15 protein-coding genes are annotated in these 23,900 nt (G+C 61.6%); 9 read left to right on the top strand and 6 right to left on the bottom strand.

What is annotated here, in order from left to right; genetic code table 11:
* Nucleotides 1-36 precede the first annotated feature (36 nt).
* Together AC06G5_RS07330 and AC06G5_RS07325 are read left to right on the top strand one after the other, a co-directional pair.
* Complete coding sequence (locus AC06G5_RS07330; protein WP_413427310.1) at nucleotides 37-348, top strand: Mpo1-like protein; 312 nt, start codon at nucleotides 37-39, stop codon at nucleotides 346-348.
* Between the two features lie 27 nt (nucleotides 349-375).
* Nucleotides 376-966: an HD domain-containing protein gene (locus tag AC06G5_RS07325; RefSeq protein ID WP_480459205.1), complete on the top strand. Its 591-nt coding sequence runs from the start codon at nucleotides 376-378 to the stop codon at nucleotides 964-966.
* 146 nt (nucleotides 967-1,112) lie between these two features.
* Here AC06G5_RS07325 and AC06G5_RS07320 read toward each other — a convergent pair whose 3' ends face one another.
* Entirely contained in the window at nucleotides 1,113-1,928 is an 816-nt protein-coding gene (locus AC06G5_RS07320) for a UDP-2,3-diacylglucosamine diphosphatase (protein WP_413427308.1), read from the bottom strand.
* A gap of 134 nt (nucleotides 1,929-2,062) precedes the next feature.
* Between AC06G5_RS07320 and AC06G5_RS07315 the strand changes: the two genes are divergently transcribed.
* On the top strand, nucleotides 2,063-2,827 hold the full coding sequence (locus AC06G5_RS07315) for a helix-turn-helix transcriptional regulator (RefSeq protein ID WP_057398306.1): 765 nt from the start codon (nucleotides 2,063-2,065) through the stop codon (nucleotides 2,825-2,827).
* Nucleotides 2,828-2,898: 71 nt separating this feature from the next.
* Nucleotides 2,899-3,792, top strand: a complete 894-nt coding sequence (locus tag AC06G5_RS07310) for a DMT family transporter (protein ID WP_413427307.1) — start codon at nucleotides 2,899-2,901, stop codon at nucleotides 3,790-3,792.
* Here AC06G5_RS07310 and AC06G5_RS07305 read toward each other — a convergent pair.
* The 4 genes from AC06G5_RS07305 to recQ form a co-directional block, all read right to left on the bottom strand.
* Entirely contained in the window at nucleotides 3,786-4,073 is a 288-nt protein-coding gene (locus tag AC06G5_RS07305) for an Rdx family protein (protein ID WP_085719083.1), read from the bottom strand. The two genes, AC06G5_RS07310 and AC06G5_RS07305, sit on opposite strands and share 7 nt — an antisense overlap.
* Nucleotides 4,074-4,106: 33 nt before the next feature.
* Complete coding sequence (locus AC06G5_RS07300) at nucleotides 4,107-5,312, bottom strand: type IV pilus assembly protein FimV (protein WP_413427306.1); 1,206 nt, start codon at nucleotides 5,310-5,312, stop codon at nucleotides 4,107-4,109.
* A gap of 127 nt (nucleotides 5,313-5,439) precedes the next feature.
* On the bottom strand, nucleotides 5,440-5,874 hold the full coding sequence (locus AC06G5_RS07295) for a MarR family transcriptional regulator (RefSeq protein ID WP_413705452.1): 435 nt from the start codon (nucleotides 5,872-5,874) through the stop codon (nucleotides 5,440-5,442).
* 119 nt (nucleotides 5,875-5,993) lie between these two features.
* Complete coding sequence (recQ, locus tag AC06G5_RS07290; protein ID WP_413427304.1) at nucleotides 5,994-8,120, bottom strand: DNA helicase RecQ; 2,127 nt, start codon at nucleotides 8,118-8,120, stop codon at nucleotides 5,994-5,996.
* A gap of 276 nt (nucleotides 8,121-8,396) precedes the next feature.
* Between recQ and AC06G5_RS07285 the strand changes: the two genes are divergently transcribed.
* The 5 genes from AC06G5_RS07285 to AC06G5_RS07265 all read left to right on the top strand — a co-directional run bounded on the left by AC06G5_RS07285 (nucleotide 8,397) and on the right by AC06G5_RS07265 (nucleotide 13,511).
* Entirely contained in the window at nucleotides 8,397-8,984 is a 588-nt protein-coding gene (locus AC06G5_RS07285; protein WP_008023664.1) for a UPF0149 family protein, read from the top strand.
* Between the two features lie 10 nt (nucleotides 8,985-8,994).
* Entirely contained in the window at nucleotides 8,995-9,390 is a 396-nt protein-coding gene (locus AC06G5_RS07280; RefSeq protein ID WP_413427303.1) for a YbaN family protein, read from the top strand.
* 100 nt (nucleotides 9,391-9,490) lie between these two features.
* A complete protein-coding gene (lapG, locus tag AC06G5_RS07275) occupies nucleotides 9,491-10,198 on the top strand; it encodes a cysteine protease LapG (RefSeq protein WP_413427302.1) in 708 nt (235 codons plus the stop codon).
* Nucleotides 10,199-10,220: 22 nt separating this feature from the next.
* Entirely contained in the window at nucleotides 10,221-12,191 is a 1,971-nt protein-coding gene (gene lapD, locus AC06G5_RS07270) for a cyclic di-GMP receptor LapD (RefSeq protein ID WP_480459204.1), read from the top strand.
* Nucleotides 12,192-12,296: 105 nt separating this feature from the next.
* Nucleotides 12,297-13,511 (top strand): carboxypeptidase regulatory-like domain-containing protein, encoded by a 1,215-nt coding sequence (locus tag AC06G5_RS07265; protein WP_480459203.1) that lies wholly within the window; start codon nucleotides 12,297-12,299, stop codon nucleotides 13,509-13,511.
* Between the two features lie 101 nt (nucleotides 13,512-13,612).
* Here AC06G5_RS07265 and AC06G5_RS07260 read toward each other — a convergent pair whose 3' ends face one another.
* The gene (locus AC06G5_RS07260) at nucleotides 13,613-23,797 is read right to left on the bottom strand and encodes a retention module-containing protein (RefSeq protein WP_480459202.1); all 10,185 of its coding nucleotides are present in this window, start codon (nucleotides 23,795-23,797) and stop codon (nucleotides 13,613-13,615) included.
* Nucleotides 23,798-23,900: the final 103 nt, after the last annotated feature.

Below are 23,900 nucleotides of genomic sequence, written 5' to 3'. Positions count from 1 at the left end.
CTTGCTGCCAGAACAATAGCCACAGAGATCGCAGTCGTGGAAAACATCAAACACTTCAACAGCTTTGCCGAGTTTTACCCTTACTACCTCAGCGAGCACAGCAACAGTACCTGCCGCCGCCTACACTTTATCGGCACGACACTGGTTATCTTGATTCTGGCGCTGACCATTGGTCGCGGGATATGGATGCTGTTGTGGGCCCTGCCTGTGGCGGGTTACAGCTTTGCCTGGGTCGGGCATTTCTTCTTCGAGAAGAACCGCCCGGCAACGTTCCAACACCCCTTCTATAGCCTGCTCGGCGATTTTGTCATGTATCGGGACATGGTTCTGGGACGCGTTCCGTTCTAGATAACATCAGTCACAAGAGAATTGCCTATGAACGCCAATGCCCGCTTCACCCACATGAAGGACGGCACGCAGGAAGACTGGGCGATCATCGCCGCTGACTTCAGTGCCTACGCGCGACAATTGCCGACAAGGATCGTGGCGCACCTGAAGCTTCTGGAGGGTGATTTTGGCGGGTTCCCGGTGGATCGCCTGACCCATTCCCTGCAAACCGCCACCCGCGCCTGGCGCGATGGCCGCGACGAAGAATACGTGGTCTGCGCCCTGCTCCATGACATCGGCGACACCCTGGGTTCCTACAACCACCCGGACATCGCGGCGGCGATCCTCAAGCCGTTCGTCAGCGCCGAGAACTTGTGGATGGTGGAAAAGCACGGGATATTCCAGGGCTACTACTTCTTCCATCACCTGGGCATGGATCGGTATCTGCGTGAACAATTCCAGGACCATCCGCAGTACCAGGCGACCGTCGAGTTCTGTGCCAGGTACGATGCGGCGGCGTTTGACCCGGCGTACGACACGCTGCCATTGAGCTTTTTCGAGCCGATGATGGAGCGGTTGTTTGCGCACCCCAGGAACTCGATTTACAAGGCGGCGATGGAAGAGCGGGCTCCGGCCTGACAGATCCAGCGGGACCGCTTTGCGGTCCATTCGCGGGCAAGCCCGCTCCCACAGGGAGCTTTGGTGGAAGCAGATTTTGTGAACACCTCGAAATCTGTGGGAGCGGGCTTGCTCGCGAAGAGGCCGGTACAAACACCGAATGCCTGTCAGGCCAACTCGGCAACCCTGGTCGCCTTCAACTGCGCCTCACGGGCTTGGGCGTCCGCCAGGCGATACAACTCGATCGAACCATCCCAGTGCTCGATCAGCGCGGTGCACGACTCCACCCAGTCGCCGCAATTGAGGTAGTCCACCTCGCCGACCTTGCGTATCTCGGCATGGTGAATGTGCCCGCACACTACGCCGTGCAGCTCGCGCTTGACGCATTCATGGGCGATGGCTTCTTCGAAGTCACTGATGAAGCTGACCGCGGTTTTCACCTTATGCTTGAGGTAGGCCGACAGCGACCAGTAGCCGTAGCCATATCGCGCGCGCCAATGATTGAGCCAGCGGTTGAGGGTCAGGGTGAATTCGTAGGCCGAGTCCCCCAGAAAGGCCAGCCAGCGATGGTAACGGGTGATCACATCGAACTGGTCGCCGTGAATCACCAGCAGATGCCGGCCGTCGGCGGTGACGTGCACGGCTTCGTCCACCAGCTGGATATTGCCCAGAATCAGCTTCGAATAGCGGCGCAGGAACTCGTCGTGGTTGCCGGTGACGTAGATCACCTCGGTGCCGCGCTTGCTCATGGTCAGCAGGCGACGGATCACGTTGGTATGCGCTTGCGGCCAATACATGCCGCCGCGCAGTTTCCAGCCGTCGATGATGTCGCCGACCAGGTAGATCTTGTCCGCGTGGTAGCTCTTGAGAAACTGCGACAGGTGTTCAGCCTGACAATCCCGGGTGCCCAAATGCACATCGGAAATCCATAAAGTCCGTACGCGTTGCTTACGGGTGGGTTTGGCGAGCTCGGCGCTGGTCATGGGCAACCCTCTGGCAAGTTTTGCCAAGTCTGCCCCGGCCCGGTTAATGGTCCATGACAGCGTCAAGTCAGTCCTGTGACAGCGCTGGCAGGCCCGCTCGGTGTAGACTGACACCCTGAACCGGGAGACCTGCGATGAGACCGATCCTCACGCTTCGCCAATACAGCCACGACCTGATCGTCCACAGCCACGACCACGCGCAATTGGTGTTCGGGCTTTCGGGCGCCCTGGATTTCGAGGTCGACGGCCATGGTAGCCAGGTGGTCCAGCAGAGTTTCGTGGTGGTGCCCTCCGGAGCGCATCACGCTTGTGGCAGCGCCAATGGCAGCCGCTGCCTGGTGCTGGATGTACCCGGCGAACAATGGGTTGCCCAGTCGTTGGGCGATCACGCCGAGTCCAGCCGGCGCTTGCTCGACAACGCCGGCCGCCTGCCCCTGGACGCCGGGCAAAGCCAATTGGTCAGTTGGCTGGCGAACAGTCCGGTCGATGATCCGCTGATCGCACAACAAGGCGCGGTGCTGCTACTGGCCAGTCTCAACAACAGCAGGCCTGACGCCATCGGCGGTCGGCGCCTGCCCTACGCCGCGCTGAATGCACACATCGATCAGTACGCGGCGTACCCCCTGCAGGTGGCCGACCTGGCCCGGGTGGCCGGCCTTTCCAGTGCCCGTTTGCATGCACGCTTCGTGGCCGAATGCGGGCAGACGCCGATGGACTACATCCGCAGCCGACGCCTGCATATCGCGGTGAGTTTGCTGCGCAACTCGGCACTGCCCATCGGCGAGATTGCCAGCCGCGTCGGCTACAGCTCCCAGAGTGCCTTCGCGGCCGCGGTGCTGCGCGAGTTCGGGGCATCGCCCGGGAAACTGCGGCGCGAGGCTGGCGACAAAAAACGCTAGTTTGCCGACAGACTTGAGGGGCGATGACGCGCTTCAATGATGCCTCTGTTCGTTTGCCGTTAAGGATCGCGATGACTCCCCGTACTGCCCTTGGCGCCTTGCATATCGGCGCATTGATGTTCGGCCTGACCGGCGTGTTCGGCAAACTGGCTGCCGCGTCACCGGCGATCATCGTTTTCGGCCGGGCTGCTTTTGCTGTCCTTGCGCTGGCGTTTTTCGCACGGTTCGCCAGCCAGACTCGCTGGCGGAAACTCGAGGTCGTGGACTGGCGTCGACTGCTGCTAAGCGGCTTGTTGCTGGCCGGGCACTGGGTGAGTTTCTTCATTGCGGTGAAAGTCGCAGGCGTGGCGATTGCAACGCTCGGTTTTGCCAGCTTCCCGGCATTTACCGTGATCCTTGAAGGGTTGATCTTCCGCGAGCGCATTCGCGCCAATGAAATTGTGCTGGTGCTGCTGGTCAGTGTCGGGCTGGTGCTGGTCACACCTGACTTTGATCTGGCCAGCGGAGCCACCACTGGCCTGCTGTGGGCCGTGGGTTCCGGGTTGCTGTTCGCCCTGCTGTCACTGACCAACCGTGCCAGCTCCGGGCGCGTCCCGCCCGTGCAGGCAGCGCTGTGTCAGAACGTGGTGGTTGCCCTGTGCCTGCTGCCGGTGGCGGCGCCTCATTTGAGCGAAGTTCGCACCATCGACTGGCTGTGGATCGGCCTGCTCGGTGTGTTCTGTACCGGTGTCGCCCACAGCCTGTTCGTCGCCAGCCTCGCGGTGATCAAGGCACGCACTGCCGCCGTGGTGTTCGCCCTGGAACCGGTCTACGGCATCACCGTCGCCTGGCTGCTGTTCAACGAAAACCCGACCCTGCGCATGTTGCTGGGGGGGGCGCTGATCATTGTGGCGATCGTGGTATCCAGCAGGTTCTCAAGTAGCTCAAGCAGGAAAGCCGTTACCGCCGAGGCCGCGTCTCACTGAGTGCGGTCGTTGTGCCCCAGGTCACGGTCGGGGTCGATCTGGTCGCGGACCCGCTGCTTGAGCACCTTGGCTTCAGGGAAGCCGCCGTCCGCCTTGCGCTCCCAGATCTGCACAGCGTCACAGTAAATATGAAAGACCCCGCCGGTGCCTGGCACCAGGGAGACTTTGCCCAGGTCATCACCAAAGGTGCTGAGCAATTCCTGGGCCAGCCAGGCCGCGCGCAACAGCCACTGGCATTGCGTGCAATAGGTGATGACGACTTCCGGTTTGCCGGTGTTCATGACGGGACTTGACTCCAGAGTTTGACGACGCCGCTATGATAGCCCGGCCGGTGGCTGCCGAGTCGGCGGAACAGGTAGCGCCTCCAACTCGAACACAGGCTCGATCATGGCCAGGGCAGCCGACTGCTTGCTCTCGTTTGGGCTGATCACCTCCCAACTCGACGCCATGGACAGATCCTCCAGGTTGAGTTGGTATACATCGTCAGCGGCGACCGGGATGGAGCGAGCGCTATCGACCCGCTCAAGCCCATCACTGGCTGGCCCCCCGTCGCGATGCGCAGTGGGCGGTTGCATGACAGGGGGCCACATCACTGGCTCGGTAATGAGCTCAGCCAACGGTTCATGCGGTGACGACAGAGCCTCTGACATTGCGATCTGATGCTGTTGGCGCCAGCGGCGAACAAACCAGCCCAGCGCCAGCAACGTCATCAGCGCTGACACGCCGGCAATCGGCAGCCAGCCAACCCCGGGGGTTTCAGCAATAGCGGAGGCTGGCGCCCCTGCATCAGAAGCCATTGGTTGCGCCTTTACCTTCCTGAGCTCCGCCAGCTGGGTTTGCAGCTCCGCCAACTGTTTTTTCTGGCCGGCGATCAGCTCATCCTGGCCTTGAAGCTTCGCGTTGAGCTCATCGACAGTGGTTTGCATCTGATGGTTTTGCAGGGTGCTGGCGGCCAGTTGTTCAACAGCTGGATCAGCCACGGGGACGTCAGTTTCTGATGTCGTGCTTGTCACGGGTAACCGCGGTACGGCCGGTTGAACACTGGGGAATGCAGGCGCCGGGGAACCGGGAAGCGGTTCATCGCTGGCGGGAACAACGCCCGGCGAGCCTGGCGGATCGATCAGTACCGTGTACTCACGCAATAACCGACCGTTGGGCCGATTGAGCTGCACGAGGAAGTTCAGGAACGGCTCACTGACGGGCTTGCTGGACGTCACCTGGATCAAGTGGCGGCTACCGCGCAGGATCGGGGTGAACCTCAGGTTGTCGAGGAACAATACCCGGTCGACCCCGGCACGACTGAACTCGCCTGCCGTTGCCAGACTCACCGACAGCTCGTTCTCCTCCAGGCCAGCCGCATCCACCAGTGCGATATCGGCGCGCAGCGGCTGATTCAGCGCCGAATGCAGGGTGATTTCACCCAGCCCCAGCGCAGGTGTCCATGCCGAGTAAGTGACCGCGGCCCCGGCCAGCAACCACTGAGAACCACCGCGCAAAACCAATCGCCAACACTTGAACATGAGCATCCTTGAGATCTATAGAAACCATCCGCACGCGTTCGTACATCCGTTACGAACACGATATTGCCGAGTAGTTCTTATAGTTCGCCCAATGCGCTATCTCAAAAACCTGGCAGCCGGTTATGCCTCAGGATTTTTCCAGGTTGCTCAGGATGTGCCCGTGAACGCGCATGCACACCTTCAAGTCCGCCTCATCGACGCCTTCGAACAGTTCGTGACGCAGTTGCGTGGCAATGGTTTCAATTTGTTCGATCAAGGGGCGCGCCGGTGCGCAGAGAACGATTTTCTTCGCCCGGCGGTCTTCCAGTACTGCCTGACGTTGGACCAGCCCCTGGCTTTCCAGGCTGTCGAGCAAACGGGCCAGGGTCGGGCCTTCGACGCCAACGCTTTGTGCCAGCTCACGCTGGGTCGGTGCTTCATCGAAACGCGCCAGGTGCAGCAGCACCAGCCAGCGTGCCTGGGACAAGCCCAAGCCCGCCAGCCGGCGGTCCAGTTCGGCACGCCAGCCGCGGGACATCTGGGCCAATTGCATGCCAAAGCGGTGTTGATCGGTTAACGGCATAAAACACTCATGATCAGACTGAAATAAATTAAAACTAATTATTAGTCAGCTAAGCATGAGCCTCGGCTTGAGGCAAGACTTGATCTGTACTGAATCGTTACATCAGCACTACAGATGTCTCAAATCTCGAATTCCGACTGTAAGGCAGCCCGAACGCAGTACAAAACCCCTTCCGGTACCCGGCCCGCGAACAGCGCCGCGATCTCGGAAACCGGTGGCAACTCGCCTTCGCCGTCGAGGAACGCGTCCTGGACCTCCCCCATCAGGTCTTCAGGCAGATCCAGCGCCTGTTCCAACGACAACTGCTGCTTGCCGATCGCCTCGGCCAGCATGGTGTAGACGTTCTTTTCCGAGCACTGCAACTGACCGGCAATCTGCACCGGCGTCATACCCGCCCGCGCCAGAGTGATCAGCTCGTGACGCACGTCGGCCACCGCTTTCGGCGCATCGACCTGGCCGCCGAGCACCTCGAGGAAGGCCTCGCCATAACGCTCCAGCTTGCGCGCACCGACGCCGCTGACCCTGGCCATTTCCGCCAGCGAGGTCGGCTGGCTGCGGAGCATTTCCAGCAAGGTCGAGTCGGGGAAGATGACGTACGGCGGCACGCCATGCTCTTCGGCAAGCTTGCGCCGCAGGGCACGCAGGGCCTCCCATTGCTCGCGCTCTTCGCCGCGGACCAGTTGGCTTGCCTGGCTCTTGCTGCTTTTCGCCACGGTTTGCGCCTTGAGATCGCGGCGCAATTCCAGGGTCACCTCGCCCTTGAGCAGCGGCCGGCAACTGTCGCTCAGGCGCAAGCCGCCGTAGCCTTCGAGGTCGATGTCGGCCAGACCACGGGCCACCAGCTGACGGAACAGCGAACGCCATTCGCCCTCCGCCATCGCCTTGCCGACACCATACACCGAGAGGTGTTGATGGCCGAAGCTGCGGACTTTTTCGTTGTCCTTGCCCAGCAACACATCCACCAGGTGTCCGACGCCGTAGCGCTGACCGGTGCGGTAGATCGCCGACAGCGCCTGACGCGCAGGCTCGGTGGCATCCCAGGTCTGCACACCGTCGACGCAGTTGTCGCAATGACCGCAAGGCTCGGGCATGTCTTCGTCGAAATAGGCCAGCAGCGTTTGCCGGCGGCAGCGGGTTTCTTCACAGAGCGAGAGCATGGCATCGAGCTTGTGTTGCTCCAGGCGCTTGTGACGCTCGTCGCCTTCGGAGTTCTGCAGCATCTGCTTGAGCATCACCACGTCTTGCAGGCCGTAGGCCATCCAGGCGTCTGCCGGCAGGCCGTCACGGCCGCCACGACCGGTTTCCTGGTAATAGGCCTCAAGGGATTTCGGCAAATCGAGGTGCGCGACAAAACGCACGTTGGGCTTGTCGATGCCCATGCCGAAGGCCACCGTCGCGACCATGATCAGGCCTTCCTCATTGAGGAAGCGTTTCTGATGGTAGGCCCGCAGATCGTTGGGCAGGCCGGCGTGGTACGGCAGCGCCGGAAAGCCTTGCTCGCTGAGGAATGTGGCGACTTCCTCGACTTTCTTGCGCGACAGGCAATACACGATGCCCGCATCGCTACGGCGTTCGGCGAGGAACGCCAGCAACTGCTTGCGCGGCTGTTCCTTGGGCACGATGCGATAAAAGATGTTCGGCCGGTCGAAGCTCGACAGGAAGCGCTCGGCATCTTGCAGGTGCAGCCGGGTGACGATTTCTTCCCGGGTGCGCTTGTCGGCCGTGGCGGTCAGGGCGATGCGCGGTACATCGGGGAACATTTCCGCCAATTGGCCCAGTTGCAGGTATTCCGGACGGAAATCGTGGCCCCATTGCGACACGCAGTGTGCTTCGTCGATGGCGAACAGAGCGATGTTCAGCCCTTGCAGAAATGACAGCATGCGCGGCTGGACCAGTCGTTCCGGTGCCAGGTAGAGCATTTTCACTTCACCGCGGCGGATGCGGGCGGCGAGGTCACGCTGCTGCTCGGCGCTGAGGGTGGAGTTCAATGCGGCGGCGGCCACGCCCAGCTCTTCGAGGGTGGCGACCTGATCGTCCATCAGCGCGATCAGCGGCGAGACCACCACCGCCAGGCCTTCGCGCAGCAGTGCCGGGACCTGGAAGCACAGGGATTTGCCGCCACCGGTAGGCATCAGGACCAGGGCATCGCCGCCACTGGCCACGCGCTCAATGATTGCACCCTGGCGGCCACGGAAACTGTCGTAGCCGAAGATGTCCTTGAGGACGCGTTGAGCCTGTTCGAGCATAAAAACTCCAAAAATCACCGAAACATCCCTGCAAGGCTGGTTCAGAACCCGCAAGGCTGCACCGACAAATCGTAAGTGCGCATTGCATGTCGCTTCACATTTCAGCCGTGACGCCAGCAGGGCATCACAAAACGCGCGAGTATACCCGAGCCCCGTCCGGCAAAGGGCACCGCTGATAAGACACTCAATTCAATCTCACATTTACCGTGCGGCTGGCCCAAGCGCTCAAGAAGGCCTAGAATTCCCGCATCGAACATTCCCCAAGGTAGTCCTTTAATGTCCTTCGCTGAGCAACTAACCCGCCTGCAAGTCTTCCTCGACGCTGATGAACTGCATGACGAGGCGCTGGACTACGTGGCCGCCCACGGCTACCTCACCGCGCTGTCGATCTGTTCCGAAGCGGTTCCCGAGCGTGAATGGATCGACGCACTGTTCGCCGAAGAGCCGCATTACAGCAGCGAGGCCCAGCGCGAAGAGATCGAAGCCACGCTGATCGGCCTCAAGGCCCACATCGCCCGCCAACTGGCCTCCGACGAAGAGTTCGAGTTGCCGTGCGACCTGGACCTGGGCGACGAACCGGACGATTCCGAACTGCGCGGCTGGTGCATCGGTTTCATGGAAGGCGTGTTCCTGCGCGAAGAAGCCTGGTTCGAAACCGCCGAAGACGAAGTCAGCGAAATGCTGCTGCCGATCATGGTCGGTTCGGGCCTGTTCGACGAGCAACCGGAGTTCTCCGACATTGCCGCCGATGCCAACCTGATGGACGACATGATCGTGCAGATCCCGGAAGCCCTGACTGCGCTGTACCTGCTGTGCAACGCTCCAGACGAAAAACCGGCGATTCTCAAACCCCGTCACCACTAAGGTTCTGCCTATGGACAACCCCATAGGCAACCGCCCCCTGATGTTGCGTTACGTGCTGCTGGCCATCGGCTGGTTGAGCGTGACGCTGGGGGTGATCGGGATTTTCCTGCCGGTATTGCCCACCACCCCTTTCCTGCTACTGGCGGCTGCCTGCTTCGCCCGCAGTTCCCCGCGCTTCTATCAATGGCTGGTTGAGCATCCACGGCTTGGCCCATGGATCCGCGACTACCTCGACGGCAACGGCATCCCGCTCAAGGGCAAGGTCTACGCCATCGGCCTGATGTGGGCGAGCATCCTGTTCTCCTGCTATCTGGTGCCGCTTCCCTGGGCACGGGGGTTCATGCTGACCAGTGCGGTGCTCGTGACGATCTACATCCTCAGGCAAAAAACCCTGCGCAATTTCTGAAGCTCCCCCGGCTATTGGTGGCGGGTCCCGTCCGACGACCTGCCCTGCCCCGGTAAAAACTCCACCTAAACTTCACCCATCTACACTCGAGCAGCCAGACATGGCCCGCAGTCTGCGTAGTCCAGGATGGCCCGCGCTCCGACTTCGGCTCGGCGAATGGTTGCTGCTGGCTGGTTTGCTACTGACCTTACTCAACGGGGTCGGGGCCGACTGGGATTTTGCGCAGATTCTGCAATCCGTTGAAAAACGCTACGGCCCGCCGGGACCGGCACGAAACCGGATCGAGGCGTGGAATCAAATGCTGCAAAGTGCACGCGGCGCGCCCGAACGTGAGCAGCTCAACGCGGTGAACCGCTTCTTCAATCAGCAGTTGAACTTCCAGGACGACACACGCATCTGGCAACAGGCCGATTACTGGGCCACCCCCGTTGAAGCCCTGATCAAGGGCGCCGCCGATTGCGAGGACTACGCGCTGGCGAAGTATTTCAGCCTGCGCCGACTCGGCATTCCCAGCGAAAAACTGCGCATCACCTACGTCAAGGCCCTGAACCAGAACCAGGCACACATGGTGCTGACGTTCTACAACTCCCCCACGGCCGACCCACTGGTGCTGGACAACCTGATCGGCGATATCCGCCCCGCGTCCCAACGCAAAGACTTGCTGCCGGTGTACGCCTTCAACGCCGAAGGCCTGTACCTGCCGGGCAAAAACGGCGGCCAGCGCAGCAGCGACTCGAAAAAGCTGTCGCGCTGGCAGGACGTGCTGAAAAAAATGCAGGCCGAAGGGTTCGACATAGGCGAGGGCTGACCGCCATGCCAAGGAGCGATGTATGACACTGCGTAAACAGTTGTTCCTGGCCATCTGCCTGTTCCTGCTGGTGGCGTTCAGCGGCAGTTTTTTTGCCAGCCTGGAAAGCTCCCGCGAGCAAACGCTCGGTCAACTGCGCGCCCACGCCCAGGACGCAGCCACTGCGCTGGGGCTGTCGCTGACAGCACAGGTCGATGACCCGGCAATGATGGAGCTGATGGTCAGTTCGATTTTCGACAGCGGCTATTTCAGCAGCATCCGCGTCATCAGGCTCAAGGATCAGCAAACCCTGGTGGAACGCAGCGCACCGACGAAAATCGACGCAGTGCCTGACTGGTTCGTCAATCTGGTCAACCTGCGCCCGGAAGGTGGCGACGCCTTGGTCATGCGCGGCTGGGAACAACTGGCACGGGTCGAAGTGCTGAGCAATCCGCAGTTCGCCCTGGCCAAGCTCTGGGACAGCACCCTCGGCAGCCTGGTCTGGTTGCTGCTGTGCGGGCTGTTCAGCGCCGTGATTGGCGGATGGATGCTGCGCCGGCAATTTCGTCCCCTCGACAGCATGGTCCGACAAGCTGAAGCCATCAGTAACCGCGAGTTTCTAAGCCTGTCGAAACTGCCACGGACACCGGAACTGAAACGGGTGGTGCTGGCCATGAACCAGATGGTCGAGAAGCTCAAGGCCCTGTTCAGCGAAGAAGCTGCGCGCAGCGAAAAACTGCGGGCCGAATCCTATCTGGACAGCCTCACCGGCCTGGCCAACCGGCGCCTGCTCGACGAGCAACTGACCGACCATTTACGCGAGTGCGAACAGAGTCGCGATGGCCATTTGCTGATGTTACGGATCAACGACCTGAACGGGCTCAACCAGCGACTGGGCGGCCAACGAACTGACGCGCTGATCAGTGCCGTAGGCGAATTGCTCAAGCGCCTGGCTCAATTGCCCGAGCGTCGCACCTGGCTGGCGGCACGCAATCGTGGTGGCGAATTCAGCCTGCTGACACCGGGTCTGGACGCTGAAAATGCCGCGCGCCTGGCCGCCGATGTCAGCGCCAGCCTGGAGAACCTGCGCCTGACCGGTGCCAGTGATTGCATGCCCGTCGCCCATCTGGGCGTTGTCGCCTACCGCCCCTGTGAGTCAATCGGCACCGTACTCCTGCGCCTGGATCAGGCACTGACTGAATCCCGGCAACATCCGGAGCGACCCTGGGTGCATTTGAGCCATCGTGACACCGCGCCGAATCACACCCAGCACGACTGGCGCACCTGGATCGACGATGCCCTGACTGAAGGTAAAATGCAGTTGTACTTCCAGCCCGTCGTGCAATGTGCCGACCCCGGTCAGGTGCTGCACCACAAAGTGCTCGCACGCCTGCTCGACCCACAGGGCGAGGCGATAGCCGCCGGGCATTTCCTGCCGTGGATCGAGCGTCTCGGCTGGTCGGCACGGTTCGACATGGCAATGCTCGAGGCCACGCTGGACGACCTGGTGGCCGACCGCAGGCCCTTGGCACTGAGCCTGTCCGGGAGCACCCTGCGCGACCCGGTGCAATGGCGAACTATCCTCGACCTGCTCGACTCCCTGCCGGAACTGGCGCCGCTCCTGACCCTGGAAATCGACGAAAGCCAGTTGCCCTCCCCCGACGAATTGCAGCGTTTGAGTCACAGCCTGCTTGTCAGCGGTTATCGAATGGGCCTGCAACACTTTGGCGGGCGCTTCAGCCAGATCGGCAACCTGACCCAATTGGGGTTGGCGTACCTGAAAATCGATGGAGCCTACATTCGCAACATCGACGAGCAGCCTGACAAGCGACTGTTCATCGACGCGATCTTTCGCGCGACCCACAGCATTGATTTGCCGCTGATTGCCGAGATGGTCGAAACGTCGGGGGAGTTGGTGGCCATCACGGAACTGGGTGTTTTCGGCGCGATGGGGCGCTTGATCGGGCCGCCAAAGCCAACCTTTCCAGGCAGCCAATGCCACTCCGATCATTGATCGAAAACCAGCTTGCACCTGTTATTTATGAGCGTAGGCAAGCTATCCAACGAGGTTTTAAATCACTCCGGCACCCAAACTTTTTCAACACCCGGAGTCATCATCATGACCGCTACCCCCCCGAACACCTCGGTACTTACGCCAAACACACCGAGTGAAGCAACAGCGAAAGTAACCTTCGATGAAGTCCGAGACAGCAGTGGTAATCTCGTTGCTGAACAAGGCGTTACTTTTGACAAAACCCTGAGTTTCAAGGGTACGGCCGGCGCAAACAAGGCGCTCGGGATTCGCGATGGCAAGAACACAATCACTGACGTGACCAGCAATGGTTCAGGAGTCTGGATCAAACAGTTCACGCTGCCGGACTTCAAGCGCTACAGCCTTGACGCTATCGAGAAATCCGTGCCTTACGATTATTCCCGTCCGCCCAAAACGTTCGTTCTGGCGACCGAGACGCCGATCATCGACAAAGTCACTGGCAAGGATGGCCCGATCGAAAATGGCGGCACCTACGACGGCGACTCGCTGGAGTTCTCCGGCTACGCACCTCCCGATATGGAAGTAGAAGCGATCAACGGCAACACCTCCACGGGCAAGAGAGCCACTGTTGACCGTGATGGGCTGTTCAAACTCACCTTCGACGGGCTGACCGCTGGCAACTACAGCATCAGGATCAGGGCGGCCAATGACAAAGAATCCAGCGCTTTCACCTTCCCCGCCGCATTGGATGTGGAATTGAGCCTGGATGACGTCCTCGAATCCGAAGGCGGCCCTTCTGTTCCTGAAGATGGCACAACCGACAAGAGTCAGTTGATCATCAAGGGGCATGCCATGCCCGGTGAGAGCATTCAACTACTCAATGGCGGCGCCCCCATGAAAGATGCCATCGCAACTGCCAATCCCGGCGATGGTGCCTGGAACATTCTGCTCGATGTGACAGACGGCACCTACAGCCTCGCCGCCAAGGCGGACTATGGCGATGAGGAAATCACAGCGCCACCCCGCACTTTTACCGTGGCATCCACCATCAAGCCGCGCAATACCCGCGTGTACGATTCGGACGGCCTGATCGAGGACAACGGTAGCACCCCATACAACCATGTAATTGTCAGGGGTGATGCGGCCCCGTCAGCGCAGATCAAGCTGAAGATCAATGGCGTCACCGATCCGAAGCTGGAACCGACCGACGATAACGGTAAATGGGCCAGACTGGTTACACGTCTGGAATACGAAACCACTTATCAATTTATCGCGCTGGCAGACTATGGTGACAACTCAGAGTCTGATCCCTGGACGATTACTACCGGAGTTCTGCGTTAAAGACTCCAGTGGCCAGGCAAAACCCTGGCTGGAAACCATTGAATGAAAAAACCGCCATCCCTTAAACAGGAATGGCGGATTTTTTCGTTCAGGTTTTCAGGTCACACCGTATCCACCTTCAACGAATGATCGTTGAGCATGCCGTTGATGATGGTCGCCGTGTCATGCCCGCCCGCGATCACCCCGCCCGCCCCCGGCGTTACACCGTAATGGCTGGCGAGGTTGACACCAGCGAGGTCGATGGTCTGGTTCGGCGCGGCGCCGGCCATGGCGCTGACATCGATGCTGGTCACCGTCGATGGGCCGCTGCCGGTGACGGTGAAGTGCAGGTAGTCATCCAGCGAAGCCGTGGTGCCGTTTTCCCCTTGCAGCAGCTGCGACAGGTCGAGCTTGTCGGTGCCGGGCGTGAAGTCGGTGATCACATCGTGGCCACTGTTGCCCTTGAGCCACTGGAACGTATCGGCCCCTGCCCCGCCGGTGAGGGTGTTGTTGCCCAGGTCACCGATCAACAAGTCATCGCCGCCCCCGCCATTGAGGATGTCGTTGCCCAGGCCGCCGTTGATCACGTTGTTATTGTTGTCACCGGTCAGGGTGTCGTTGAAGTTCGACCCGACCAGGTTTTCGATGCCGGTCAGGGTGTCCGTGCCTGCGCCGAGGGTGTTTTGCGCACCGGCCAGGCTGAGGTTGACGGTTACCCCGGCGGTGGCGTGAGAGAAACTGGCCGTGTCGATGCCTGTGCCGCCATCGAGGATGTCATTGCCCGGGCCGCTGTAGAGCCAATCATTGCCGGCGCCGCCGTGCAGCTCGTTGTTGCCGGAGCCGGCGGTGAGCACATCGTTGCCGTCGCCGGCATTGATGATGTTGTTGCCCGTGCCCGCCACCAGTATGTCATCCCCGCTGGTGCCGGTGAGGGTGTGCCCATCCTGATAGCTGATGGTCAGGTTGGCCGAGTCGCTGCCACCATGGTTGTCGTTGGCGGTGTAGGTGCCGTGGTAGTCCGGGGTGACATCGTGTGCCCCGGCGTAGTTGACGGTCATGGTCAGCTGATAGTTTTCCGCCGCATTCGTATTGCCGTTACCGGGGTCGGTGATGTTGGTCATGTGGATCTGGTAAGTGCCGTCCGCGCTTGCGGTGATGGTGCCGCCATCGGCGATGTTTACGAACGCCCCGCCGTTGAGCGAATACTCCATCGTGATGTGTCCGCTCGCCAGGTTGTGATCGAGGTTGAGCGTCTCACCTTGTTTCAGCTTGACTGTGATGAGGTCTTCATCGTTGGCATTGGAGTTGGACACCGCACCAAGATAGCCACTGACCACCAGCACCGCCGTCATCGCCGCCGTGTTAGCCGCAAAGGCATTGCGCACGTCTGACAGATTCTGGTTGGCGCTGTTGTTGTTGGTGCCGGCGAAGCTGATCGCGCCGGTACCGGTGAAGTCCGCGCCCCTCGCTATCCAGCCTGTGTTGAACGAGGTTGGTGTCGCCGAGAGTTGATCGCCGTTGGGGTCGGTGTCGTTGGCCAGCAACAGTTCACCCGGCACCACGATGGTGCCCGAAAGCACGTTGGTGATGACGTTATCATCGGCGGCCACCGGCGGCGCGTTCGGTATGACTTTGACCGTCAGGGTGGAACTGGCCAGGTCACCGTCGTTGTCGCTGGCGGTAAATCCGATGTTTTCGGTGATCAACACCGACGTGGTTTTCTGCGAAATGTAGGCGTATTCACCGGTGTCGAGATTGATCTGCAAGGTACCGCTGTTGTTGGTGGCAATGCTCAACGTGTTGTCCACGGTGTTGAAGGTGCCGTGGTTGGGCCCGCCGCTGAAGTTCAGCGAGCCCTGATTGCTGTTGCCGCTTGGATCGTAGGTGTACGTGGTGCCGTCCACCGTGATGGTTTTGATGAAGCCGCCATCGGCGCCGAATGAACCGCCCTCGCCCAGTAGCGAACCGGTCACCGGCGCGCCGATTACAGTGCCGGACAGCACCGAGTTGAGCTGGTTGAGGTCGGTCACCACCACCGCATTTGTATCGGTGTGGCTGCTGCCGTCATAGGCCAGTGGATTGAGGTTGGCGTTGGTCACGCCGCTGCCCAGGCCGATCGCGTAGTTCTTGATGTTGTTGGCATCGAGGAAGGCTTTCAGCGCGGTTTCGTCGGCGCTGCCGATTTCCTGGCCGGCGGTGGGCTTGCCGTCGGAAAAGAAGTAACCGACGTTTTGCGCACCGGTCAATTTGCCCGAGGTGTTGAACGCGGTCTGCATGGTCGCCACGGCCGCGTCGTAGTTGGTGCCGCCGTTCGCGGTGAGGCCGGCCAGCAGTGTCTTGGCGGTCGCGACATCGACCCACACCGAAGTCCTGTCGGTGGCGCTGCTGCTGAAGGTGACGAGCTGCACTTTCACATCGCCCAGGTCATCGTATTTATCCAGCAAGGCACTGATGGCCTGCTTGGCCAGATCCAGCCGCGACAGGCCCGACACGCCGGAAGGATCGGCCATGCTGCCGGAGACGTCGAGCACGATCAGCAGGTTGGAGTCGATCTCCACCGCCGCCACCGAGCGATCCGTTGCCACCGCCTTGGGCACGTCATCGACAATATTGACCACGATTGTGCTGGTGCTGCTGTTACCCAGCGCATCGGTGGCTTTGTAGGTGAAGCTTTCACTCAGGCTGTTCGGCCCGTCGTTGGCATTCGGCGAAGTTTTTGGTGCCGAGGTCAGGGTGTAGGTGTAGCTGCCGTCGGGATTGAGCAGGATCTGCCCGTAGGTGCCGGTGGCGCTGCCGACCAGGGTGTAGGTGAGCGTGCCACTGCCACCCGAGACCGAACCGACCAGTGTGCCGGACGCGGTTTCGCCGGTGTTGCCCGGGTCGCTGCCGGTAACCGTACCGGCTGCCAGGTCCTGGCCGTCCTTGCTCAGGTCGAGGGCCTTTTCGTAAACCGTCACATCGCTATCGGGGTTGGCCTTGATAGCGCTATTGGCAACGTCGATGGTGATGGTGGTAGTGCTTTCATCGCCATCGGAATCGCGCACGGTGTAGGTGAACGTATCAGTGGCCCCCGCATCGCCGACCGAATTCTGATTGCTGTGATACACCGCGTTGCCGTTGGCATCGAGGGTCAGGTAGCCATAGGTGCCGTTGATCTGGTTGCCCAGCCCGCCGATCGCCGACGTCGAGGTATTGCTTCCGGCGCGCACGCCGACCACCGTCGCCGGACCATCGGCGCCGCTGACGTCGTTGCCCAGCACACTGATGTTGACGGTGCCGCCCTCCACTACCGACGACGAGTCAGGTTTGGCGCTCGGCAGGTCATCGATGATGTTGACGTTGATCTGCCCGGTCATCGTGTCGCCATCCGTATCGGTGGCGACGACGTTGAAGCTCTCGGGGAGGCTGTTGGCGCCGTTGGCAGATGGGTGCGCTTCGTTATCGTTGAGGGTGTAGCTGTAGCTCACGACACCGGTCACGGCGTTGAAGCCGGTGATGGTCAACGTGCTGCCCAGCGGGGTGGTGACCGATTGCGGGAAGCCGGCGGCCACGCCACCGCTGACCACGGCAATGCCGCCGACGGTGAGGGTTTGCAGGCCATCGAGGGCGGTCACGGTGAAGGTGCCGTTCTGGGTCAGGGCCGACACGCTTGGGCTGCTGCCATCGCTGAGATTTTTTTCGTAGACCGTCAGCTCACCGCCATAGACGTCGAGGCCGTTGAGGACCACCGGATCATCATTGTTGTAGACATTCAGCACCAGGTTGGCGGTGCTGCTGTCGCCGTCCGAGTCGGTGAGGGTGTAGGTGAAGGTTTCACTGCCATTGCCACCGCCGTGCAACGCCTTGAAGTCGGCATCGCTGGTGTTCAGCGTATAGGTGTAGGTGCCATTGGCATTCAGCACCAGGGTGCCGTAGGTGCCGGTGAAAGTGCCGGGGGTGATCGGGCCGGCGTTAGCGCCGAGCGCAACCCGGTCGGCGCCTTGCACGTCGTTGCTCAGCACGTTGCCGCTGAGGGTCAGCAGGGTTTCCGACGCGGTACTGGCGTTGCTGTCGTACACGCCTTTGGGCAGGTCGTCGACGATGTTGACGTCCAGTGAACCGGTCGCGGTGGTGCCGTTGTCGTCGACCACGGTCACGGCGAACTGCTCAGGCAAGGTGTTGGCGCCGTTGGCCGTCGGGTGCGCTTCGTTATCGTTGAGGGTGTAGCTGTAGCTCACGACACCGGTCACGGCGTTGAACCCGGTGATGGTCAGCGTGCTGCCCAGCGGGGTGGTGACCGATTGCGGGAAACCCGCCGCCACACCGCCGCTGACCACGGCGATGCCGCCCACGCTCAGGGTGGTCACTCCGTCCAGCGCGGTCACAGTAAAGGTGCCGCTCCGGGTCAGGGCCGGTGCGTCCGGGTTGCTGCCGTCGCTGAGGTTTTTTTCGTAGACCGTCAGCTCACCGCCATACACGTCGAGGCCGTTGAGGACCACCGGATCATCGTTGTTGTAGACATTCAGCACCAGGTTGGCGGTGCTGCTGTCGCCGTCGGCATCGGTGATGGTGTAGGTGAAGGTTTCGCTGCCGTTGCCACCGCCGTGCAACGCCTTGAAGTCGGCATCGCTGGGGTTCAGCGTGTAGGTGTAGGTACCGTTGGCATTCAGCACCAAAGTGCCGTAAGTCCCGGTGAAGGTGCCGGGGGTGATCGGGCCGCTGTTTGCGCCGACCGTTACCCGGTCAGCGCCTTGCACGTCGTTGCTCAGCACGTTGCCGCTGAGGGTCAGCAGGGTTTCCGAGGCCGTGCCATTGCTGTCGTACACGCCTTTGGGCAGGTCGTCGACGATGTTGACGTCCAGTGAACCGGTCGCGGTGGTGCCGTTGTCGTCGACCACGGTCACGGCGAACTGCTCAGGCAGGCTGTTGGCGCCGTTGGCAGTCGGGTGCGCTTCGTTATCGTTGAGGGTGTAGCTGTAGCTCACCACACCGGTCACGGCGTTGAAGCCGGTGATGGTCAACGTGCTGCCCAGCGGGGTGGTGACCGATTGCGGGAAGCCGGCGGCCACGCCACCGCTGACCACGGCAATGCCGCCGACGCTCAGGGTCGTCACGCCGTCCAGCGCGGTCACGGTAAACGTGCCGCTCTGGGTCAGCGCCGGTGCATCCGGGCTGCTGCCATCGCTGAGGTTTTTTTCGTAGACCGTCAGCTCACCGCCATACACGTCGAGGCCGTTGAGGACCACCGGATCATCATTGTTGTAGACATTCAGCACCAGGTTGGCGGTGCTGCTGTCGCCGTCCGAGTCGGTGAGGGTGTAGGTGAAGGTTTCACTGCCATTGCCACCGCCGTGCAACGCCTTGAAGTCGGCATCGCTGGTGTTCAGCGTATAGGTGTAGGTGCCATTGGCATTCAGCACCAGGGTGCCGTAGGTGCCGGTGAAAGTGCCGGGGGTGATCGGGCCGGCGTTAGCGCCGAGCGCAACCCGGTCAGCGCCTTGCACGTCGTTGCTCAGCACGTTGCCGCTGAGGGCCAGCAGGGTTTCCGAGGCCGTTGAAGCATTGCTGTCGTACACGCCTTTGGGCAGGTCGTCGACGATGTTGACGTCCAGTGAACCCGTGGCGGTGGTGCCGTTGTTGTCGACCACGGTTACGGCGAACTGCTCAGGCAGGCTGTTGGCGCCGTTGGCGGTCGGGTGGGCTTCGTTGTCGTTGAGTGTATAGCTGTAGCTCACCACACCAGTCGCCGCATTGAACCCGGTGATGGTCAGCGTGCTGCCCAGCGGGGTGGTGACCGATTGCGGGAAACCCGCCGCCACACCGCCGCTGACCACGGCGATGCCGCCCACGCTCAGGGTGGTCACTCCGTCCAGCGCGGTCACAGTAAAGGTGCCGCTCCGGGTCAGGGCCGGTGCGTCCGGGTTGCTGCCGTCGCTGAGGTTTTTTTCAAAGACGGTGAGTTCGCCGCCCTCGACGTTCAAACCGTCAATCGTGATCGAGTCATCATTGTTGTGGATCTGCAGCACGAGGTTGGCCGTGCTGCTATCGCCGTCCGCATCGGTGAGGGTGTAGGTGAAGGTTTCGCTGCCGTCGCCGCCACCGTGCAGGGCTTTGAAGTCGGCATCGCTGGTGTTCAGTGTGTAGATGTAGGTGCCATTGGCATTCAGTACCAGGGTGCCGTAGGTGCCGGTGAAAGTGCCGGGGGTGATCGGGCCGCTGTTTTCGCCGAGCGTTACCCGGTCGGCGCCTTGCACATCATTGCTCAGCACGTTGCCATTGAGGGTCAGGAGGGTTTCCGAGGCGGTACTGGCGTTGCTGTCGTACACGCCTTTGGGCAGGTCGTCGATGATGTTGACGTTGATCTGCCCGGTCGAACTGTCGCCGTCCGTATCGGTGGCCACAACGTTGAAGTTCTCGGTGAGGCTGTTGGCGCCGTTAGCCGTTGGATGGGCTTCGTTATCGTTGAGGGTGTAGCTGTAGCTCACCACACCGGTCGCGGCGTTGAACCCGGTAACGGTCAGCGTGCTGCCCAATGGCGTGGTGATCGATTGCGGGAAGCCGGCGGCCACGCCACCGCTGACCACGGCGATGCCGCCGACAGTCAGGGTTTGCAGGCCATCGAGGGCGGTCACCGTGAAGGTCCCGCTCTGGGTCAGGGCTGGTGCGTCCGGGCTGCTGCCGTCGCTCAGGTTTTTCTCGTAGACCGTCAGCTCGCCGCCATACACGTTGAGGCCGTTGAGGAGCACCGGATCATCGTTGTTGTAGATGTTCAGCACCAGATTCGCGGTGCTGGTATCGCCGTCCGAATCGGTGAGGGTGTAGGTGAAGGTTTCGGTGCCGTCGCCACCGCCGTGCAAGGCTTTGAAATCCGCATCGTTGGGGTTCAGCGTGTAGGTGTAAGTGCCGTTGGCATTGAGCACCAGGGTGCCGTAGGTGCCGGTGAAGGTCCCGGGGGTGATCGGGCCGGCGTTTTCGCCGAGCGTTACCCGGTCGGCGCCTTGCACGTCGTTGCTCAGCACGTTGCCATTGAGGGTCAGCAGGCTTTCCGAGGCGGTGCTGGCGTTGCTGTCGTCCATCCCCTTCGGCAGGTCGTCGACGATGTTGACGTCCAGCGAACCGGTCGTGGTGGTGCCGTTGTCATCGACCACGGTCACGGCGAACTGCTCAGGCAAAGTGTTCGCGCCATTGGCCGTCGGATGCGCTTCGTTATCGTTGAGGGTGTAGCTGTAGCTGACCACGCCGGTTGCGGCGTTGAAGCCGGTGATGGTCAGCGTGCTGCCCAGCGGGGTGGTGATCGATTGCGGGAAGCCGGCCGCCACGCCGCCGCTGACCACGGCGATGCCGCCGACGCTCAGGGTCGTTACACCGTCCAGGGCCGTGACGGTGAAGGTGCCATTCTGGATCAGCGCCGCGGCATCCGGTGCACTGCCGTCGCTGAGGTTTTTCTCGAAGACGGTCAACTCGCCGCCCTCGACGTTCAAACCGCCAATCGTGACCGGGTCATCGTTGTTGTGGATCTGCAGCACCAGGTTGGCCGTGCTGCTGTCGCCATCGGCATCCGTCAGCGTATAGGTGAAGGTCTCCGTCGCACTGCCGCCACCGTGCAGGGCCTTGAAGTCGGCATCGCTGGTGGTGAGGGTGTAGGTGTAAGTGCCGTTGGCGTTGAGCACCAGGGTGCCGTAGGTGCCGGTGAAAGTGCCGGGGGTGATCGGGCCGGCGTTTTCGCCGAGCGTTACCCGGTCGGCGCCCTGCACGTCGTTGCTCAGCACGTTGCCATTGAGGGTCAGCAGGGTTTCCGAGGCGGTGCTGGCGTTGCTGTCGTCCACACCCTTCGGCAAGTCGTCGACGATGTTCACGTCGAGTGAACCGGTGGTGGTGGTGCCGTTGTCGTCGACCACGGTCACGGCGAACTGTTCGGGCAGGCTGTTGGCGCCGTTGGCCGTCGGGTGCGCTTCGTTATCGTTGAGGGTGTAGCTGTAGCTGACCACGCCGGTCGCGGCGTTGAAGCCGGTGATGGTCAGCGTGCTGCCCAATGGCGTGGTGATCGATTGCGGGAAGCCGGCGGCCACACCGCCAGTGACCACGGCGATGCCGCCGACGCTCAGGGTGGTCACACCGTCCAGCGCGGTGACGGTAAAGGTGCCGCTCTGGGTCAGGGCCGGTGCGTCGGGGCTGCTACCGTCGCTGAGGTTTTTCTCGAAGACGGTCAATTCGCCGCCCTCAACGTTCAAACCACCAACCGTCACCGAGTCGTCGTTGTTGTGGATCTGCAGCACCAGGTTGGCCGTGCTGCTGTCGCCGTCGGCATCCGTCAGCGTATAGGTGAAGGTCTCCGTCGCACTGCCGCCGCCGTGCAAGGCCTTGAAGTCGGCATCGCTGGTATTAAGCGTGTAGGTGTAGGTGCCATTGGCATTCAGCACCAGGGTGCCGTAGGTGCCGGTGAAAGTGCCGGGGGTGATCGGACCGGTGTTTTCGCCCACTGTCACCCGGTCCGCGCCTTGCACGTCGTTGCTCAGCACGTTGCCGTTGAGGGTCAGCAGGCTTTCCGAAGCGGTGCTGGCGTTGCTGTCGTCCACGCCTTTTGGCAGGTCGTCGACGATGCTCACGTCCAGTGAGCCGGTGGCGGTGGTGCCGTTGTCATCGACCACGGTCACGGCGAACTGCTCAGGCAGGCTGTTGGCGCCGTTGGCCGTCGGGTGCGCTTCGTTATCGTTGAGGGTGTAGCTGTAGCTGACTACGCCGGTCGCGGCGTTGAAGCCGGTGATGGTCAGCGTGCTGCCCAATGGCGTGGTGATCGATTGCGGGAAGCCCGCGGCCACACCGCCAGTGACCACGGCGATGCCGCCGACGCTCAGGGTGGTCACACCGTCCAGCGCGGTGACGGTAAAGGTGCCGCTCTGGGTCAGGGCCGGTGTATCCGGGCTGCTGCCGTCGCTGAGGTTTTTCTCGAAGACGGTCAACTCGCCACCCTCGACGTTCAATCCACCAACCGTCACCGAATCGTCGTTGTTGTGGATCTGCAGCACCAGGTTGGCCGTGCTGCTGTCGCCGTCGGCATCCGTCAGCGTATAGGTGAAGGTCTCCGTCGCACTGCCGCCGCCGTGCAGGGCCTTGAAGTCGGCATCGCTGACGTTCAGCGTGTAGGTGTAGGTACCGTTGGCGTTGAGCACCAAAGTGCCGTAAGTACCGGTGAAGGTGCCGGGGGTGATCGGGCCGCTGTTTTCGCCGAGCGTTACCCGGTCGGCGCCTTGCACGTCGTTGCTCAGCACGTTGCCATTGAGGGTCAGCAGGGTTTCCGAGGCCGTGCCATTGCTGTCGTCGACCGCTTTGGGCACGTCGTCGGTTATGTTGATATCCAGCGAACCGGTGGTGGTGTCGCCATTGCTGTCGTTGGCCACCACAGTGATGTGTTCGCCGAGACTATTGGCACCCTCGCCGCTTGCATGGGTTTCGGCACCGTTGAGGGTGTAGCTGTAACTGACCACACCGGTCGCCGGGTTGTAACCGGTGATGGTCAAGGTGCTGCCCAACGGGGTGGTGATCGACTGTGGAATACCTGCCGGCACGCCGCCGCTGATCACGTTGATGCCGCCGATGCTGAGGCTGGCCAGCCCGTCGGGCGCATTGACGGTAAAGGTGCCGCTTTGGGTCAGCGCGCCTGGGTTGCTCGCCGATCCGTCGGCCAGGTTGGCTTCATTGACGGTCAGCTCACCATTCTGCGCCGACAGACCGTCGAGGCTGACCGGATTGTTCGGAACCTCTGGCGTCACTGGCGGCACCACAGGGGCAGCGGCCTCTACAACGTTGTTGTCCGGATTAGCGTTCAGGCGTTCTTCGGGAAGTTCGGGAATGCCATTGAAACCGGCAGTGGGGAAACCAATGATTGGGTCGACTCGCCCGCCCACCTCTTCGAGCATGACGAAACTATGACCACTGCCCTGGATGCCGCCCGGTACACCGGTAGTCGTGGCAGGTCCGGCAGCGGTGGCTTCAGCGCTCTGGGTCGGGTCGTCGCCCGCCGCAATGGCTTTTTGCAGCTGTTCGACATCCGTCAGTTGCGCTTCGCTCGGCGTCGCCGCTTCATGCGAGTCCACATGGGGAATCTGATTGGCGAGCAGCTGCGGTGTCATCTGCATGCTGCTGCCGCGCCCGAGGGTCAGCTCCTGGCCATTTTGCAGGTGCACCGCCACCGCGCCTTCAGCGCCAGTGCTCAGTTGGTCGCCGGCGAACAGCCGATCCCCCTCGACCAAAGTACGCCGGGTGCCGTCGCTCGCGACCGCGAACACCTGACCGATGACCTTACTGACGATGCCGATGAGCGTAGCCATGTGCACTTCCTCCGCTGCCAACCGCTGTCGGCACCTTGTTTGCGCGAAGAACATGCTCATGGCTCAAACGGGTTGTCTGGCGAATCGTGTTCCGGGTACCGGT

Source organism: Pseudomonas sp. WT-JTC, assembly GCF_056711565.1.
The sequence above is the reverse complement of the archived record's forward strand: the minus strand, read 5'-3'. Positions and strand labels throughout refer to the sequence as shown.

Bases quoted from the DNA above. Each gene is read 5' to 3' on its own strand.
- AC06G5_RS07280 (WP_413427303.1), top strand. From the start codon at position 8,995: ATGGACAACCCCATAGGCAACCGCCCCCTGATGTTGCGTTACGTGCTG.
- AC06G5_RS07295 (WP_413705452.1), bottom strand. From the start codon at position 5,874: ATGCCGTTAACCGATCAACACCGCTTTGGCATGCAATTGGCCCAGATG.
- AC06G5_RS07260 (WP_480459202.1), bottom strand. From the start codon at position 23,797: ATGGCTACGCTCATCGGCATCGTCAGTAAGGTCATCGGTCAGGTGTTC.
- AC06G5_RS07315 (WP_057398306.1), top strand. From the start codon at position 2,063: ATGAGACCGATCCTCACGCTTCGCCAATACAGCCACGACCTGATCGTC.
- AC06G5_RS07305 (WP_085719083.1), bottom strand. From the start codon at position 4,073: ATGAACACCGGCAAACCGGAAGTCGTCATCACCTATTGCACGCAATGC.
- AC06G5_RS07300 (WP_413427306.1), bottom strand. From the start codon at position 5,312: ATGTTCAAGTGTTGGCGATTGGTTTTGCGCGGTGGTTCTCAGTGGTTG.
- AC06G5_RS07325 (WP_480459205.1), top strand. From the start codon at position 376: ATGAACGCCAATGCCCGCTTCACCCACATGAAGGACGGCACGCAGGAA.
- lapG (WP_413427302.1), top strand. From the start codon at position 9,491: ATGGCCCGCAGTCTGCGTAGTCCAGGATGGCCCGCGCTCCGACTTCGG.
- AC06G5_RS07310 (WP_413427307.1), top strand. From the start codon at position 2,899: ATGACTCCCCGTACTGCCCTTGGCGCCTTGCATATCGGCGCATTGATG.
- AC06G5_RS07265 (WP_480459203.1), top strand. From the start codon at position 12,297: ATGACCGCTACCCCCCCGAACACCTCGGTACTTACGCCAAACACACCG.
- AC06G5_RS07320 (WP_413427308.1), bottom strand. From the start codon at position 1,928: ATGACCAGCGCCGAGCTCGCCAAACCCACCCGTAAGCAACGCGTACGG.
- lapD (WP_480459204.1), top strand. From the start codon at position 10,221: ATGACACTGCGTAAACAGTTGTTCCTGGCCATCTGCCTGTTCCTGCTG.
- recQ (WP_413427304.1), bottom strand. From the start codon at position 8,120: ATGCTCGAACAGGCTCAACGCGTCCTCAAGGACATCTTCGGCTACGAC.
- AC06G5_RS07285 (WP_008023664.1), top strand. From the start codon at position 8,397: ATGTCCTTCGCTGAGCAACTAACCCGCCTGCAAGTCTTCCTCGACGCT.